Raw genomic sequence first — 16,244 nt, 5'->3', positions numbered from 1 at the left:
GCCAAAAACTAAATTTASCCTAGGAAATCATCCGTAGCGGTGCCATAAAGCCTGTGGTTGGCATTGCCCAGCCCAGGCACTACGCAATTGTTGTCGTCTAATTCTGCGTCGATGCAGGCGGTATAGATGCTYAGGTTTGGRAAYTGTTCTGCCACCCGCCTCAGTCCTGGAGCTGCTGCTAYAGCGCAAATAGCTCTCACTCGTTCGCCTCGTACCGATTTWTCATCCAGGGCGCTGAGCACTTTGATCAAATTTGATCCGCTGGCGAGAACTGCATCAAAAACAACTACGCCAACCCTTTCACCTATTTGGTTCGGTAGGCAATTGAGATAGKTGGTGCCTTGATCACTAAAACCCAAATGGGCAACCCTGGCATTTGGTAAAACCTCTTGGCCTCCCGCCCAGAGCCCCAAACCGGTGGTAAGCAATGGAACAACCAAAAGTGCGGCGGTGGGATCAATCACAAAACCATCACAACTTGAATGTGGGGTTTCAACCTGAACGGCCTGTTGGGGAAGCCAATCACGAATCGCCTCGTAACTGAGCCAGCGACCCAATTCCTTCATGGCGGAGGCAAATAAAGGYGGAGGTGTGTTTTTGTCGCGCAATACGGTGAGCCAATGGGCTACCAGCGGATGGGGAGGAACGATCACCCGCAAAGACATGCTGCTGGCATAATTTGGATGGATCAGCTTAGGAGTTGCCATGGCGCCGGTCCAAAAAAAAAGATCAATGGTTGATCGTTTTAAGGCTCTAGCTGCAGCTGTTTTTTTATTGGCGGCGCTGCTGCTTTTTGGCCAACCGCAGAGCACTTTTGCCATGACGGCACCTGAATTACGTGGAGCCAAATCACTCCAGGATCTAAGCCCAAATATGCACGGCAAAGATCTTCAACAAAAGGAATTCCTAAAAGCGGATTTAAAAGGTTTTGATTTTTCGGCCGCAGACCTACGCGGAGCAGTTTTTAATGGCAGCCAGCTGCAGGGCAGCAATCTTCAAGGGGCCGACATGCGCGATGTTGTTGGTTTTGCCAGTGGATTTCAAGGGGCTGATTTGAGTCAGGCTCGCCTTGATCGCAGCATGTTGCTGCAGAGTCATTTCCGCGACGCCCGCATCGATGGAGCTGATTTCTCTGAGGCAGTGCTCGACCAGCCGGAAATTAAGGCACTTTGTGCAAGGGCTGAAGGCGTAAATCAACTATCTGGAATTAGCACCGCAGAAAGCCTTGGCTGCGGCTGAAATAGCGGTGATAGGGTTGTGCATCGGTTCCCAGGTGAWCAGGCCTGGGAGGTAACGGGGAAAGTCCGGTGAGAATCCGGCGCTGTCCCGCAGCTGTAAGAGGTGCAGCCAGTGGCTTGCCTTGAGTCAGAACGCCCGCCGAATTCACCCCCATCCCCGGCGCGGACCGGCTTCTCGGATGTTCAAATCTTTGTTTCCTAAGGCTTCACTGGCCATCTTTTTCAGCGTTTTAGTTTTGATTTTTGGTTTGGGCACTCCGGTGTTGGCCCACCACTTAATGGAATTTTTTCCAATGGAGCCAAGCCCAGCTTCAGGTTTGCTGAGCGGACTGCTGCACCCGGCCCTTGGACCAGACCATCTACTCTTCCTGCTCGCCCTTGGCATTGTTAGTTTGGGCCAAGAGCTACGTTTTCGCTGGGTGCTGGCCCTTCTAGCTGTTGGTTTAGCTGGATCGCTTACTGGTTTGGCATTACCAAACAGCTTGCCTTGGGCTGAAGCATGGATAGGTTTTTCACTGCTTTTGGAAGCCCTTGTTTTACTTAATCGCTTACCAAAACTGCTGCTGATTCCTGCCTTTGCCTTCCATGGCTATGTGCTTAGCGCTTCGGTGCTGGGTTGGGAGCCAACACCAGTTTTCTTCTATTTAATCGGCTTGTTAATTTCCCAGGGACTTTTGCTTTGGGTTGCTTTAAAAGTTGTGAGAAATTCATGGGCTCAGTGGGGATCAACTGGCAAACTGAGAATTGTTAGTGGAATGCTTGCTGGTATTGGCACTAGCTTGGCCTGGTCTAGCTTGGTGCCTTAATAATGGTAATGGGAAATAATCGTATACCGGTAACAGTAGTTACCGGTTTTCTTGGCGCTGGTAAAACCACATTACTAAGATATTTATTAAAGCAAACAACCCAAAGATTAGCTGTTATTGTAAATGAATTTGGTGAGGTTGGAATTGATGCTGCATTAATAAAAAACTGTATTGACTGCCCAGACGATGCTGGCTTAATTGTTGAGCTCGCCAATGGCTGCTTATGTTGCACGGTTCAAGATGATTTTTTGCCCACAATTGAGAAATTGCTGGCCCAACCACAGGCCTTAGATGGAATTATTATTGAAACAAGCGGGCTAGCCCTTCCAGAACCGTTATTGCAAGCCTTTCAATGGCCTCAAATCAAACATCGCACCATCGTTCATGCGGTTATWACCGTTGTAGATGGTGAAGCGCTAGCTGCTGGCTCGGTAGTTTGTAAACCAGAAGAGCTTGAAAAGCAGAGGTTTGAAGATCTGAGCATCAATCACCTTGATGCAATTGAGGAGCTGTTTAGAGAACAGTTAGAACAGGCTGATCTTGTGTTGATCTCAAGGGCCGACCTGCTTAAACCTGATCAACTACAAGTTGCCAGGAATTTCCTGGAGGAGCAATTAAGGATGTTGCAAATTCAGAATAGGCCGCAATGCCTAGCCATCGCTAACGGAGAGCTTTCAGCGGATTTATTGCTTGGTATCCAGCACACCAATAGGTTAAAYGARGMAGAAGAGGAGCACACCCACAGCCATCCTGAACTAAATGCYGCCGCCYTAAGCCTGCAGGGAGAATGGCACAAGGATGGTTTAGCTGAAATGATCCTCGCAAATGTTATAAAGCCTATGGATCTCTATCGCCTCAAAGGACGCATACCAATAAAGGGAAAAGAACTTCCTTTGCAGGTGCAAGCTGTTGGTAGCCGGCTGAATTTATGGTTTGAAGCCGATGGATTAGATAGTGATCAACTCGAAATAGTWCTGATCGGCTCCAATCCAGATGCGAMGAGATTAGAGCWTCACCTTGATGAATTTAAGTGCTAGTCGAGGGGTAGGRGACCTTTAGTGCAAACAGGCCCCCAACAAAGCGCACCAGCCTCTTCCCAACGGGGTTGAGCACTCTTCCATGAACCCTTGCCTTGACGCAATTGGACCGTTCCTGTTCCGTTGTGTTGGATGCTCCATCTTTCGCTGCCAATATTTAGCTGCCATCTACTGCCAGGTTCAATCACAGCTACKGAACAAGAACTCCATATTTTGGTTCCAACTCGGCACTCAGTGGCAATCACAAGCGACTCTGCCTCAACCATCTTGGCTGAAGTGAGAAGAAGCATTAGCAGCAGGGCCCGCACMGGTCCCATTGTCTCAACACTGAGATCAATTTCACCATGGCAATTTTTGAGCTTTTGGCAGCCAATGCTGTCAAGATCGAAATACTTGCTTTGGCTAAGTGCCCCGTTTTGTAGCTCGAGTGCAGGTGCAGCTCAGACCATCGGTATTGGATCCAGCTGGGGAGGCCACCAGGGCTGCCGCCCAAAGGCTAGGAGTGACCGGTGTAAGGCAACTGCGCATCGGAAAGATGGTGGAAATGGAGTTGGAAGCAGCCACTATCGAAGCAGCCCGTTCTGAGGTTGAACTGCTTAGTGATCGCCTCTTGGCTAATCCCGTAACCGAAAATTGGACGCTTGCTTTGGAGCAGTGCGAATGACCGTAGGCATAGTTGTTTTCCCAGGTTCAAACTGCGATCGAGACCTGGCTTGGGCCCTTGAGGGCATTTTGGAGATCCCCTGTAAGTTCCTTTGGCATGCCAATAAGGATTTGGAGGGGGCAAAAGCAATTGTGCTTCCCGGGGGATTTAGCTAYGGCGATTACCTGCGCTGTGGAGCATTAGCCCGCTTTGCRCCGTTATTGGAAGAGGTAAGAAAATTTGCCGAAGCGGGCGGACCAGTGTTGGGTATTTGTAATGGCTTCCAAATCCTTACCGAGATGGGTTTACTGCCTGGCGCTTTAACCAGAAACCAAGATCTGCACTTTATTTGTGARCCATGCAATTTAGYAATTGGRCAARGCAAATCTMAGTTTATTGCTRRTTATCAGCCAAACGAAACAATAAATTTACCAATTGCCCATGGGGAAGGCAGGTATTTCTGCAACTCTGATACCCATGAATTGCTAGAGCAGAACAACCAAGTTGTGTTGCGCTACCAAGCGAATCCRAATGGTTCTGTTGGCAACATAGCTGGCATTAGTAATAAAGCTGGAAATGTTGTTGGCATGATGCCCCATCCAGAGAGAGCCTGCGATCCTCAATTRGGTGGCACCGATGGCCAGCAACTGCTGCGRGCACTTGTGGGCTAAAAAAAACCGGACAACTGAGGTTGCCCGGTTTTAAGTTAAAAATTAAAGTTCAAATCGCAGCAAAAAAGTCTTTGCTGCCMACTGGATCAGGATTCATAGTGCGATCACCGGGTGTCCAGTTTGCAGGGCAAACCTGATCTGGATTGGCTTGAATGTGTTGAAAAGCTTGGAGAATCCTGAGGGTTTCCTCTACATTGCGGCCAACACCGAGGTTATTGATTGTGGCATGCTGAACAATTCCAGCATCATCAATTATAAATAGTCCACGCACAGCAATACCAGCTTCTTCGTCTAGAACGTTGTAGGCGCGAGCAATATCCTTTTTAAGGTCTGCCACCAACGGATAGGCCAAGTCACCCAASCCACCCTGTTTACGATCGGTTTGTATCCAGGCCAGATGGCTGAATTGACTGTCTACGGAAACACCTAGAACTTCAGTGTTCTTACTGCTGAATTCAGAATAGCGATCGGAAAATGCTGTAATTTCAGTGGGACATACAAATGTGAAATCTAATGGATAGAAAAACAAAACAACATACTTGCCGCGATATTGCGACAAACTAATTTCTTTAAATTCCTGATCAACCACTGCCGTTGCGGTGAAATCAGGGGCCTGTTGGCCAACTCTAAGTGTTCCGTTGGTCATGATTAGTACAAGCGGTTAATGGGAAATCAGCTTATACGGAGTAAATCCGCATAAGGATAGGGATAACATACCACTTTTTCGGTCCCCCCGTGGGTTTAAGCTGACACTAWTAAATCAATTGCTTTTATGGCCTGGGATCCGGCGCTAATGCGCAAATACAACAACACTGGTCACTTTCGCTTGCTCAATCAACTGCGAAGCGAACTTAAAAACCACCCAATTCAACGGAGCGCCAAGGAAGAACCAGGTGGAGCTAAAGAATCTTCCTTAGGTGGATCCCCCAGAACAAAGGAAATCCGTCCCCAAACCTATCAAGCAAACCGCACAAGGCGCAGCGTTAATTTAAACGAAAGCACCGTAAATAACGAATACAACAAAGAGCAAACCACTTCAACAAGCTTCAGAGACAGATTAAATGCAATTGAAATGCGTTGATGGCTCGAGGGAGACTTGAACTCCCGACCCCGGGGTTATGAATCCCGTGCTCTAACCAGCTGAGCTACCGAGCCATGGCAGCCTTAAAGCATAGATGATTGAGAGACCCTTTAACTATTTTCGGGGTAAAAAGGCAAGTGGATTTGCCGCGCCACTGCTGGGTGGAATGATCTCAAAATGAAGGTGGGGACCTGTGCTGCGGCCAGTGCTTCCCATTAGGGCAAGAGGGGTGCCTTGGCTCACATTCATACCCTTGCTCACTAGCAATCTACTGTTGTGGGCGTAACGGGTGAGTGTTCCATCTGGATGGCTAATTTCTACCAAGTAGCCATAGCCACCTTCATTCCAACCAGAGCTTGCCACAACACCATCAGCAACAGCAACTATGGGAGTACCAACATTATTKGCTACATCGATACCACGGTGCATTCTTCCCCAACGCCAGCCATAACCTGAGGTGAGGGTGCCAACGGCTGGCCAAATATATCCAGTAAAAGATCTTTGATTTTGTTGATTACCAAAATCTGGTAAACCTGGCCAACTCAAGCCGCCACTGCCGCCGGGAGTAATRCCAAAAGGTAAACGAGCGCGAACAGGTTGCAGAAGCTTAACTGGAGTATCAACCGCCAAGCGAGCAATCGGGTTCAAGCCAGGATTTAAACGAGTTAATTCATGAACTGGAATTTCATAGCGATCGGCGATTTTTGCGAGATTATCTCCAAATCTTGCAAATATCGACTTTTGAGGTGCTGAGCGTCGCAGTTGAGAATCATCAATGGCTGCAACTGATTTCAGCAGATCAGCAGAACGGCTTGGCAAGGCAAACCATTCACCGGCTACAAATTTTCGACTGGTATCACAATCATTTAAAACTGCAAGCCTTTCAGCAGACAAATCAAGTTGATCTGCTAATTGTTCAACCGTAATGTCATAACGAACCCTAGCCCAAAGTGAGGGGATCTCAGAGCTGGCTATGAGTTCAGATTTATTATAATGAGTAGTACTATTTTGAATTGAACTATTAATTGGAGTGGATGAACTTAAAAAWGGYGAACGATCAAGATTTGAGCGACCAGGCATACCTGCGGACAACAGGAATGCAGCAGGAAARCTAATGGAAACAGTTACAAGTAAAGCGGAAGGCTTCATGCAAAAGTATCAAAGAACAAGCCGTTGGAGAAGCCAACATCCAACAACTTCGATAGAATACACCATGCWCAAGGGAAAATCAAGTGCCCTAAGTTACAGAAAGCCCACTAAWTAGCGAGATCACTGTTCAGCAAAGGCTTTTTAATTTGCCTTAGAGCCTCAAAAAGCACAATTGCTACTGCAACMGAMAGATTCAAGCTCCTAACGCTGGCACAAGGTAGTGGTACGGTAAGAAATGCGTCACAATCACTGCGCACGTAATCGGGCAGCCCACTGGTTTCGCGCCCAAACACCAGCCAATCTGAGTCTAGAAAGCGATAATCGAGATAMGAATCTGGGGCGTGGCGGCTAAGGGCAATCAGTTTGCCGCCCATGCCGTGGCAATGGCCCAGGCAATCAGACCAATTGCCATGGCGATGTAGATCTACAAATGGCCAGTAATCAAGACCGGCACGCTTCAAGGTGCGATCACTAATCTCAAACCCAAGTGGTTCAACAAGATGCAGCGGAGTTTTGGTGGCGGCGCAGGTGCGGGCAATATTTCCTGTATTTGGGGGTATTTCTGGTTCAAACAGAATGATCCTGGGCATCCCTAGTTCATACCAACAACAGTTGTGCCGAGCCTATGTAAGGGAAGGGCTTCACCCATGCAAACCAACCAGCGCTCGATACAGCAACTTGCACAGGCCCTAGCCAAGCTGCCAAGGCGGTCGCGAAAGCAGCCACCAGCAACAGTTGCTGGTACAACTCCCCAGCCCACCTCCTCACTCACAAGAACCACTGGAAGCCTTCGAACTGATAACACTTCAAGAAGTCCAGCCTGCATTGCCAGCCATTCATTATCCGTAAGCTCAAGGCCAAGGGATACCCAGCTGCCGAGGGAGTCGATCAATAGAAAATTATTAGCTAAATCACTGCTGTTATCTAGGATTTTTAATAACAGATGCGGGTGTTCAAGCTCCATAAGCTGCCAGTAACTGGGGCGCCTTTGGCGATGAAGATCAAGCCGTTTCTGCCAGGATGCATCATCGGGGTATAAATTGCCCGGAGCCACATAGCAAATTGGATTGTKAGCTGCTTTTGAAACAAGTAATTGTTCAGCCCACTCACTCTTCCCACTGCGGCTAGCACCTGTAACKATGATGTGTTCAGYCACCGTTGCGTTTAACCACCACCATTCATATTGCGCAAAGTGGCCACAGAAGATGGAGAYACGCGATTGAGGTAACGGAAAATCCAATATTTAAATATTGTTGCTAAAATAACAGGGAATGTTGCAATGAAAAGCATTATAAAATTTTCTTCAGTTGGAAGCCCTAAATGACTTGAAATGCTTTGAAGTAACACAGTCCAACCCTCAGGGCTGTGGAATCCAACAAATATGTCTGTAAATAGAATAATAACAAATGCCTTGGCGCTGTCACTTAATCCATAAACGGATTCATCAAAGAAGCCACGTAAAACCCTTAAGTCTTCCCTGCCTAAAAAACAAACAAAAGTAAAACCAATAAGTGCGATCAAATCGGAAATAACATTCTTTATGGCTCCGGTGCTCTTGGAATCGGCCTCATCCTTGAGCTGGTCGGCCCTTTCAGACAGTTTTGTTCTTATCTCATCAATGGAAGGGGCCTCCCTCCCCGCCAAAAGAGCATCAAACTCCAATTCTTCTTTGTAGAGGCGCAACYTACTAACMGCAGCATCCTGCAGCTGCGGTTTTGTGTAACTCAAAAAAGGAACTTCAGGCGCTAATCGATCAATTATTGGTGCAACGATATAGGTGCGTGAAACCTGTTGCAACAGAAGGGGCACTAATATAAGAAGTAATAAAATTCTTAACGACACAAGAGTTGAATCACGCCTGCGGCGAAAGCCCGCAACCAAGCTGGCTTCAGCCTCTGGATTCAATTCATTACGTACCCGATCAAAAACGCCGAGCAAACTACGGGGCAGTGCCTCTGGCCGACGTAATATTCCCTGGCTATCGCCACCGCCATAACGCCTTACAACCGATTCAATTAACTGCAATTGACGTAGTTCTTGGCTATCTAGCTCCGACCTATGCAKTTCTATGGCACTAACATATTGACGGCAGTTTGCTAAGGCTGATCGRAATCTCCTAATTATTTGAGCCTGTGTTGTTTTAGGTAATCCCAAATCCACATCTGTACGAACCGGTCGATCATTGAAATATTCCAGTTCAAGGCCCTGAATCATCAGGGCAGATTCATAGGCAAGCTCTAGGTTGCTGCTGAATTGAAGTTCTTCAGCCTTGCCAAAGGCTCCCAACCAGTTGTTCATCCCCATGTTGGGCCTGATCTACCKCTTCCATGATGCCTTGCAATCATCGGGAGAACACCCACCATGTGGCCATCGGCACAAGCGTTCCAACCACCAACAGAACAATTACCCATGAAAAAGCATTGCTRTTAGCGGTTTCTTCCGCTGTGGGGATATTGGTAACTGGAGCCACCACTTCTTCAAYCAGTGGCGGCCCAGGATCCTCAGCTCCACCAAGCACTGTGCCAAGGCGATCAAGACCACTTAATAGGGCTTGGCGATACCTGCCTCCATCACGGAGCGGAACAGCCATGGTTGTTTCTGCTGTGCTTTCAAGTAGTTCCTCAGGCAGCAGCTTTAAAACAACTGGCGAGGCTTTCACAGAAGCGCTATTCGAGCCGGTTTCCAAAAGGATAAGAAGCTCTCCCTSGCTTGGGCTTTGCCAGCGCTGTAGCAATTCTTCTGCCAGTTGATCAAGGCCAATGCCGTAGTCGAGGCGCCTAAAGGTGATAATCCTTGCGTCGATTCGAGCTTGACTGAACAGCTCAAGTTTTTTTTGTAATTCGGTAATTGCTGCACGGCTGAGCACGTCGGCCCCATCATCCACCTGTTCGTTGGGAGCATGAGCGGGGAAATCATCAATCCCAATCGCCCATAGAGCCTGCCCAGGCCATGCCAGCGCGCACACCAAGAACAAAAGGCTGAGTAAGCGCAGGATTGATGACGGAACCATGTTTGCTCCCCTGGAAGGTTTTCTTAGTTTGCCGTGGCCAAGGCATCTCGATGCAAAATATCCATAACTTCAATAATCAATTCAGCCTTACCAGGGCTGAGATCGAGGTTCCTAGCTAAGGATTGTAAGAACTCGAGCTCYTCAGCCTCCACCACGCGATCTGCTCTAACCAATTGAGTAGCTACCGCCAAGGCGGTTTCCCGTTGGGGTGGAGTTAGYTGGGGCAAAGCAGACTGAACAAGACCCTCTGAACCCTGATCACGCCAAAGGGCTAGCAAGCGATCAAAAAGATCRGTCATCTCGCGATCGTCCATCGAAGAGAAGGGAGTGCGAAACTCCAATTCAATTCTTAGGCTTCGTGCCTCATCACGGCCCAAAACTCCATCGCTAGCAACCGCCGCAAGGCAAACGGCAGCAAAGGACTCTGCGCTATTCATTGAAAACACCAAGGTTCATACCATTTGAGCTATGGAAAGCCAAAATGGCAGCCCTCCCACGGCAGCAAAACTCGTTATTTGCTGTGGTGGCCTGGGATTAGCTYTGAATTTCGCAAATAGCTTCACATTTCCTGAACTTGTTACACCYGCYCTAGGCCGAAGCTCTGTGTTGGCTGGTGTGATGGCAGTTGGCCTGATGTTGGTTGGGGTTATCTGGACGCGGGCMAATCCAACGGCCAGGGATCGCGTGGAGCTTGCTGGTAAGGAGGGCTTTGAGTTGACGAAGCTACTTTCAACYACATGCCAAKGGGAAATTGCCTGGGGAAGCGCAATGTTTTTACTCGCCACRCCAGCGGCCTGTTTGATGTTGGTGTGGGACGGTGAAGTGCTAATGCGGCGGGGAATCCTTGGCGAWAAAGCATTCTTAGARGGAAATATCCTAAAAAGAGCAAGGGAGAAGCAACAGCAAATATCTTTAGTGAACCTTGAACTTTATCCAGGAGCTGCTGAATTCAACTACTTTCCCGAGTTACTTCCKGCAATCCTCGTAACACCAATTGGGGAGAGGGGTTGGCTWTTGATTGGTGGCTGGTCGGTGCGTTGCTTTAGCCGAAGCGATGAACGCTGGGCCCAAGGCTGGGCAGATAAGCTCAAAATTGCACTTCAGCAGCCCGACGCTTTTCTCCARCCTGGGCCTGGGGGAAACGCAGCTGAGTATGAACCTTCCGGCCCGGTGCAGTGAAAACAATTAAGCCATTATTACCAGTTTTGCCATGTAATTCTTGGGCCAAAGTAATTTGATTGAGCTGTTTGCGTTTAAGTTCAACTGAACCAAATGCTGAGATTTCGCCAGTGCGCCAATTCCAGATGCAATTATTTGCTGATAGGAATTCACCGGGCTGGCTAAGCTCGCAATTTTCACCAACTTTAATCAGATTATTTTTTTCCAGCAGCTCAAGATTAGAACCTGCTACAGATAATTTATCTAAAGTAGCCCGCGCCTGAGCAGAGGATGTAATGCGCTCTTCGGTAATCCACCAACGGCTAAGCCCAGCATTAATCTGCATTTTACGAGCAGGTTCACTAATCAGAACAGGCGGGTAGAAATCAAGCCAATTTTCCCTTGTATTGCCCTGTAGCGAAGCAGCAAAAAGAGTTCTTTGCTGCTTGCTTGATGGCCTTTGAATAGTTTTAATTGGACCAGCAGCAGTTAACTTGCCGCTTAGAAGCTGCCAATTAGCATCCTTAACACGAAGGTCAAGTTGGGCTAATTGTAAGGGGTTTTGTTTTTTGATCCATTGTTGTAGGCGTGGTTGATCGCGTAATTCAAGTAGCTCCTGGAGCAGATTAAAACGTGCTTTGCCCGCGGTTAGGATTTTTGTTGGATCGCTAGCCTGAGGTTTRCCAAACAATTCAATCGTATTGGCAGCGGGCCTCCAAAGGGCCCTAGCGGCGGAGATATTTATCTTACGCTGATCAAGGGTGGAAAGCTTTACACTATCCAATAATTCAATTAGTTCGCCATCATTAGTAACAACACCYTTTTTAGCAGAAATCTGGTAGGTTGCYTCACCCTTGCGATAAAGGGTTCCTGACGGGTTAGTAATAATTGCATTCCTTTGATCAATACGATAACTGGCGCGGGGGCTATATAAATCCCAAAGCCTTAAACCKGCTGAATTATTTTGGTGCAACTTAAGTGATTTAAATTTAAATGGGGGTGCGGTTTCCTTGGGTGGCGAATAGGAATTACTGCAACTGCTGAGAAGCAAGACAGTTAWTATCGATGCGGTAGTTAATTTCATATTTATGCTTCAAGCTCAAGCCTTTGCATAATAGGAATTGGCTCATCAAGATATTTGCCAGGTTCAAGCTTACCCCATATCAATTGTGATTTCCARTCAACTGCAGGTTGATCTAATTGCTTGAGTAAATTAACACTAAGATTTGGGAGTAGCGGAAAAAGTAAAACGCCAACCCATCTAGATGCTTCAAGCACTGCGTATATGTCTGAAGCAACTGCATCACGGTTGTTTTCATCCTTTATGGCAGTCCATGGCGCTGTTTCACTAAGGTAACCGTTGGCAGCAGTTGCCAGCATTAGGATATTCTCAGATGCGGAGCGAAAGTCTAGTTGATCATAATTAGTATCTAATGATTGAAGGATCTGCTCACACAATACAGCCAAACGATGGTCTAAGCCAGGTGGATTCTTTGGAATAGGGACCCCGTTAAACCATTTGCGAGCCATGCTAATTGTTCTATTTACCAGGTTGCCAATAGTATTCGCCAAATCATTATTAACAAGATCTAYTAAGCGCTGCTGTTGAATATCCCCGTCATCACCAAATTGAATATCCCTTAGTAAATACCATCTAACAGCATCAACGCCAAAGCTATTTAAAAGAATGCCAGGTTCTAGGCTATTGCCAAGGGATTTGCCCATTTTTTGACCTTCCCTAGTAAGAAAGCCATGGCCAAAAACTGCCCCTGGAGGTTCTATCCCAGCTGACATACACATGGCCGGCCAATAAATAGCATGAAATCTAAGAATATCTTTACCAATTACATGTAGATTTGCAGGCCAACCTCTTGAGATAGCAAGATCTAAATCAGGAGCATCTCCCGGCTCTAGTAAAGCAGTTATGTAACCTAAAAGAGCATCAAACCAAACATAAAAAGTATGCTCTTGATGGCCAGGCACTGGAATTCCCCATGGCAGGTTTAAACGGGAGATCGAAAAATCCTTTAAGCCACCAGAGGCGAAGTTCTCCACCTCGCGACGTCTAGAACTAGGCCTAATAAAACCATCCTTACTAATTAAATGATCAATTTGTTGTTGATAGCGGGAAAGACGAAAAAATAAATTTGTYTCATCACGCCATTCYAATGAACGTTGATGGAYAGAACAAATAGGAGCAGGATTAATGGATAAATTTTGATCTTTATATTCATCCTTGTATTCTTCACATGCAACACAATACCAACCCTGCTGCCTACCTTCAATTATGTCTCCATTTGAGGCAACACGTTCAAAAAACTGATTAACAATCGTCCTATGGCGTGGATCAGTTGTACGAATAAATCGGTTATTACTTATGCCCCACTCTTGCCAATTTTGGTTAAAAATAGCGCTGATATTATCGCAATGTAGCTGAGGAGCAATGCCAGCCTGCTGGGCTGTGCGAAGAATTTTTTGSCCGTGCTCATCACAACCGGTTATAAAAATTACCTYCTCACCCCTCTGCCTTCGGTAACGGGCAAGGCTGTCCACAGCCAATGTGGTGTAAACACTTCCAATGTGGGGCCGATCGTTAACGTAGTAGAGCGGCGTGGTGAGGGTGGTTGTCATTCGCTCGATCCTAACCATTGGCAGCAAACCACTTTTAGTTCACCATCTCCCAACGGGGATTGCATCTTGAGGAATCAGCTTTGAACCAGGACGCATTGAAAGTACCGGTGCTGGTACTTGGTGGTGGCACTGGAGCCCTTGGGGCTGCACTGCAGTGTGCCCGCAGTGGYACAAGATGCCTGCTTGTTACGCCAGGCCCGTGGGTTGGGGGGATGCTTAGTGCAAGTGGGGTTTCAGCCCCAGATGGCAATGAACTATCCCCTTGGCAAACGGGTCTTTGGGGCGCCCTTCTACGTAAGCTCAGAATGGACGTACCTGAAGGACTAGACAACAATTGGGTAAGTTGCTTTGGCTTTCAACCGGCTCAAGCTGAAAAWATATTTCAAGATTGGATACGGGCTGAGCCAAACCTCAARTGGATCAGTGGTTGGAATTTACAAGAACTAACAAAAAAATATAGTTTAATAACAGGGGCTATTTTTAGTGATGGTATTAATCAATTGGMAGTAAATTTTGATCTAATAATAGATGGCACAGAATTGGCTGAAAGTTTGGTTTATGCTGATGTGCCCTACCGGTTAGGTTGGGAAGCAAAAGAAGAGTGGGATGAACCAAGTGCTCCAGAAAAAATTAAACTGGAGCAGGATCCATTTTTCAAAACTCAAGTGGTGCAATCACCCACATGGGTTTTCCTGGCTCGCTGGCAAGGGGAWTGGAATGAAAGCAGCCAAGTATTTAGGCAAAATAAACAACCGGCTGCTCCGTTTCAAGATTGCCTAAAACCCCATGGCCTATTGAGGTGCCTTAGCTACGGCAGATTACCAGAAGATTTACTGATGCTTAATTGGCCGATCAATGGCAACGATTGGCATGAAGATCCATTGGCGCCATTTAGTGGTTCAACAAACCGCATCGCCAAGCATCTAGATGGCATGCGTGCCCACAGCCAAAACTTTTTTAAGGAATTGCAATCAATAACTGGGGGATTACTATTCACATCCAAAGATGATGGACTTGCAGTTCAGCCCTATTGGCGTGAAAGTAGGCGCATAGTTGGTAACTACACCGTTACAGAGCAAGACCTGCTGCCTGCAACACTTAATAGTGATATTAACCAATCAAGTATTGCCATTGGTAATTATCCAAATGACCATCACTATCCTGGTCCAGACTGGCCTTTAGCCCCTAAGAGTAAAGCCTGGGGCGGTAGATGGAGCGGCACTCCTTTTTGCATTCCTTTTGATGCACTATTTGGTAGCGTTGCTGCAAATTTGTTGATGGCTGACAAAGGAATAAGTGTTAGTCATATGGCCAATGGTGCAACACGATTAGGCCCATTGGTGCTAAATGTTGGTCAGGCAGCAGGCATGGCAGCAGCGCTTTGCAGCCAGGCAAAAATATTACCAGAACAATTAAATATAAAAATATTACAAAAAGCTCTTATTAATGAGAGAACTGCTCCCTCAGCACCTTTTATTAATGAAAATTTAGCCTGGCATTCGCCTGCTTGGCACCAAACTCAGCTAKGGGCACTTGATGCTAGAAATACAACTCCAACTCMCACGGAAGCGCCACCTGAACCAGGAGAATATTCACAGGAAATGGAATTAAATATCAATAGTGAGGATCAATGGTTTGGTTGCTGGGGATCAAAGCRATGGCCTCTTATTACCCTTGAGCCTATGGTTAGAGAACAAATAACTAAACTAGATCGTAAAAAAGTTACGGTTGTTGGCCGCTGGAATCCATGGGGACCGTGGTGGCGAATTAACCGATTGTTGCCTTGAGATGCAATAAATCCCTGGCTGGATCAACTTCCTGMACATTAATCTTTAATAGATCACCCGGCCCAGCCGGGTCCCTCAGTCGTGCTGGCAACTCCAATGCCCATGGCTCTATTCTCACAAGCGCAAGGTTTTGATCCTCCCTAAGCCAGCGCAACATAACTCCATCYTGCGCTATTAACTTTGGCTTTAAACTTTCCAACCATTCCAGTAGGCAGCATCGTTGATCCTCCTTACTTATCTGGCCTACYTCCCTACTCTGCTGTTCTAATTTATCTAATAATGGGTTAATCAATTCCTTTGCTAGCGGTTCTGCTTCGATTAAATTTTGGTGTGTTAACCACTGCCGGTGTGCCAGCAGGTCGTTGTATCTGCGAATTGGYGAAGTCCATTGTAGATAGGCAGAAAGGCCAAGGGCCTGATGGGCGGCAGCTTCGCTTTGCAAACGGCTGCGCCCCAACCCAAGCCTTTGATGGGCCCAGCGCACAGCGCCTGCTGGTAATTCGATCAATTGATCAGGAGCCAAACTTTGATTGCCGGCCTGGCAGCGAAAGGGCATGGCCAATTGATGTTCTTTAGCCCAATTGGCTACGGCAGCACCAGCTAAAAGCATTGCCTCTGCCACCATTGCCCGTGAACAACCTGGTTCTGTAATTTCCAATTGAGGCCTTCCATCCATGCGTATAAACCTGCCCTCCGGTTGATCCATCAATAGGGCACCTTGGGCTTGCCTCCAAAGCCGTCTGTTCAGAAGCAGGGCATTGATTTCGGCAAGATCAGCATCCTGGGGCGGAGCCAGTTCGATTAGCTCATCTGCATCGCTATAGCTAAGGGCATATGTGATTTGTACCCAGGATCGAACAATATCAATTCCAACAATGCAWCTGTTTTGATCAAGGCAAATAGCAACGCTTATGGCAGCTTTTTTTAAACCGGGAGAGAGGCTTAAGGGACCACTGCCAAGGCCAATGGGAAACATTGGAACTAACCTGTGGCTGAGGTAGATACTTGATGCCCTTCGCTGTGCCTCAAGATC

The 16,244-nt window shown here is 47.1% G+C and carries 19 protein-coding genes, 1 tRNA gene and 1 riboswitch; of the genes, 8 read left to right on the top strand and 12 right to left on the bottom strand.

What is annotated here, in order from left to right; genetic code table 11:
• Nucleotides 1–14: 14 nt before the first annotated feature.
• Nucleotides 15–707, bottom strand: a complete 693-nt coding sequence (gene upp / locus C7K08_RS03955) for a uracil phosphoribosyltransferase (protein WP_106499354.1) — start codon at nt 705–707, stop codon at nt 15–17.
• Between upp and C7K08_RS03950 the strand changes: the two genes are divergently transcribed.
• From C7K08_RS03950 to purQ, 5 genes are all read left to right on the top strand, one after another.
• The gene (locus C7K08_RS03950) at nt 706–1,239 is read left to right on the top strand and encodes a pentapeptide repeat-containing protein (RefSeq protein ID WP_106499353.1); all 534 of its coding nucleotides are present in this window, start codon (nt 706–708) and stop codon (nt 1,237–1,239) included. The two genes, upp and C7K08_RS03950, sit on opposite strands and share 2 nt — an antisense overlap.
• 7 nt (nt 1,240–1,246) lie before the next feature.
• A riboswitch (cobalamin riboswitch) is annotated at nt 1,247–1,396 on the top strand.
• Between the two features lie 21 nt (nt 1,397–1,417).
• Complete coding sequence (locus C7K08_RS03945; protein ID WP_106499352.1) at nt 1,418–2,044, top strand: HupE/UreJ family protein; 627 nt, start codon at nt 1,418–1,420, stop codon at nt 2,042–2,044.
• Between the two features lie 8 nt (nt 2,045–2,052).
• Nucleotides 2,053–3,081, top strand: coding sequence for a GTP-binding protein (locus tag C7K08_RS03940; protein WP_106499375.1), 1,029 nt, complete (start codon nt 2,053–2,055; stop codon nt 3,079–3,081).
• Between the two features lie 406 nt (nt 3,082–3,487).
• Entirely contained in the window at nt 3,488–3,745 is a 258-nt protein-coding gene (gene purS, locus C7K08_RS03930) for a phosphoribosylformylglycinamidine synthase subunit PurS (protein WP_106499350.1), read from the top strand.
• The gene (purQ, locus tag C7K08_RS03925) at nt 3,742–4,395 is read left to right on the top strand and encodes a phosphoribosylformylglycinamidine synthase subunit PurQ (RefSeq protein ID WP_106499349.1); all 654 of its coding nucleotides are present in this window, start codon (nt 3,742–3,744) and stop codon (nt 4,393–4,395) included. Before purS ends, purQ begins: the two co-directional genes overlap by 4 nt.
• Before the next feature lie 49 nt (nt 4,396–4,444).
• Here purQ and C7K08_RS03920 read toward each other — a convergent pair whose 3' ends face one another.
• Complete coding sequence (locus tag C7K08_RS03920) at nt 4,445–5,044, bottom strand: peroxiredoxin (RefSeq protein ID WP_106499348.1); 600 nt, start codon at nt 5,042–5,044, stop codon at nt 4,445–4,447.
• A gap of 123 nt (nt 5,045–5,167) precedes the next feature.
• Between C7K08_RS03920 and C7K08_RS15850 the strand changes: the two genes are divergently transcribed.
• Complete coding sequence (locus C7K08_RS15850; protein ID WP_106499347.1) at nt 5,168–5,476, top strand: hypothetical protein; 309 nt, start codon at nt 5,168–5,170, stop codon at nt 5,474–5,476.
• Here C7K08_RS15850 and C7K08_RS03910 read toward each other — a convergent pair.
• The 7 genes from C7K08_RS03910 to C7K08_RS03880 all read right to left on the bottom strand — a co-directional run bounded on the left by C7K08_RS03910 (nt 5,477) and on the right by C7K08_RS03880 (nt 10,072).
• A tRNA-Met gene (locus tag C7K08_RS03910) sits at nt 5,477–5,550 on the bottom strand.
• Between the two features lie 40 nt (nt 5,551–5,590).
• A complete protein-coding gene (locus C7K08_RS03905; RefSeq protein ID WP_241537019.1) occupies nt 5,591–6,370 on the bottom strand; it encodes a peptidoglycan DD-metalloendopeptidase family protein in 780 nt (259 codons plus the stop codon).
• A gap of 362 nt (nt 6,371–6,732) precedes the next feature.
• On the bottom strand, nt 6,733–7,215 hold the full coding sequence (locus tag C7K08_RS03900; protein WP_106499345.1) for a tRNA (cytidine(34)-2'-O)-methyltransferase: 483 nt from the start codon (nt 7,213–7,215) through the stop codon (nt 6,733–6,735).
• A 2-nt stretch (nt 7,216–7,217) separates the two neighbouring features.
• Nucleotides 7,218–7,781 (bottom strand): bifunctional adenosylcobinamide kinase/adenosylcobinamide-phosphate guanylyltransferase, encoded by a 564-nt coding sequence (locus C7K08_RS03895; protein ID WP_106499344.1) that lies wholly within the window; start codon nt 7,779–7,781, stop codon nt 7,218–7,220.
• An 8-nt stretch (nt 7,782–7,789) separates the two neighbouring features.
• The gene (gene pxcA / locus C7K08_RS03890) at nt 7,790–8,929 is read right to left on the bottom strand and encodes a proton extrusion protein PcxA (RefSeq protein WP_106499343.1); all 1,140 of its coding nucleotides are present in this window, start codon (nt 8,927–8,929) and stop codon (nt 7,790–7,792) included.
• 37 nt (nt 8,930–8,966) lie between these two features.
• Nucleotides 8,967–9,635: a photosystem II repair protein Psb32 gene (psb32, locus tag C7K08_RS03885; protein WP_106499342.1), complete on the bottom strand. Its 669-nt coding sequence runs from the start codon at nt 9,633–9,635 to the stop codon at nt 8,967–8,969.
• 23 nt (nt 9,636–9,658) lie between these two features.
• The gene (locus C7K08_RS03880; RefSeq protein WP_106499341.1) at nt 9,659–10,072 is read right to left on the bottom strand and encodes a tellurite resistance TerB family protein; all 414 of its coding nucleotides are present in this window, start codon (nt 10,070–10,072) and stop codon (nt 9,659–9,661) included.
• A 31-nt stretch (nt 10,073–10,103) separates the two neighbouring features.
• Between C7K08_RS03880 and C7K08_RS03875 the strand changes: the two genes are divergently transcribed.
• On the top strand, nt 10,104–10,814 hold the full coding sequence (locus C7K08_RS03875; RefSeq protein ID WP_106499340.1) for a cofactor assembly of complex C subunit B: 711 nt from the start codon (nt 10,104–10,106) through the stop codon (nt 10,812–10,814).
• Here C7K08_RS03875 and lptC read toward each other — a convergent pair.
• Nucleotides 10,723–11,877, bottom strand: a complete 1,155-nt coding sequence (gene lptC / locus C7K08_RS03870; protein WP_106499339.1) for an LPS export ABC transporter periplasmic protein LptC — start codon at nt 11,875–11,877, stop codon at nt 10,723–10,725. The genes C7K08_RS03875 and lptC overlap by 92 nt on opposite strands.
• A gap of 2 nt (nt 11,878–11,879) precedes the next feature.
• Nucleotides 11,880–13,424 (bottom strand): methionine--tRNA ligase, encoded by a 1,545-nt coding sequence (gene metG, locus C7K08_RS03865; RefSeq protein ID WP_106499338.1) that lies wholly within the window; start codon nt 13,422–13,424, stop codon nt 11,880–11,882.
• 107 nt (nt 13,425–13,531) lie between these two features.
• Between metG and C7K08_RS03860 the strand changes: the two genes are divergently transcribed.
• Nucleotides 13,532–15,211, top strand: a complete 1,680-nt coding sequence (locus C7K08_RS03860) for an FAD-dependent oxidoreductase (RefSeq protein ID WP_106499374.1) — start codon at nt 13,532–13,534, stop codon at nt 15,209–15,211.
• Here the strand turns inward: C7K08_RS03860 and C7K08_RS03855 are convergent.
• The coding region (locus tag C7K08_RS03855; RefSeq protein WP_117434629.1) for an RNB domain-containing ribonuclease at nt 15,192–16,244 on the bottom strand (1,053 nt) is incomplete at its 5' end. The genes C7K08_RS03860 and C7K08_RS03855 overlap by 20 nt on opposite strands.

It is taken from the genome of Synechococcus lacustris str. Tous, from assembly GCF_003011125.1.
Classification (GTDB): domain Bacteria; phylum Cyanobacteriota; class Cyanobacteriia; order PCC-6307; family Cyanobiaceae; genus Synechococcus_D; species Synechococcus_D lacustris.
Note: the sequence above shows the minus strand (reverse complement) of the source record. Positions and strands in the feature narration are given on the sequence as shown.

What these genes read in the sequence shown, in the direction of transcription:
- C7K08_RS03950 (WP_106499353.1), top strand. Translation starts at nt 706, where the DNA reads ATGGCGCCGGTCCAAAAAAAAAGATCAATGGTTGATCGTTTTAAGGCT.
- C7K08_RS03945 (WP_106499352.1), top strand. Translation starts at nt 1,418, where the DNA reads ATGTTCAAATCTTTGTTTCCTAAGGCTTCACTGGCCATCTTTTTCAGC.
- C7K08_RS15850 (WP_106499347.1), top strand. Translation starts at nt 5,168, where the DNA reads ATGGCCTGGGATCCGGCGCTAATGCGCAAATACAACAACACTGGTCAC.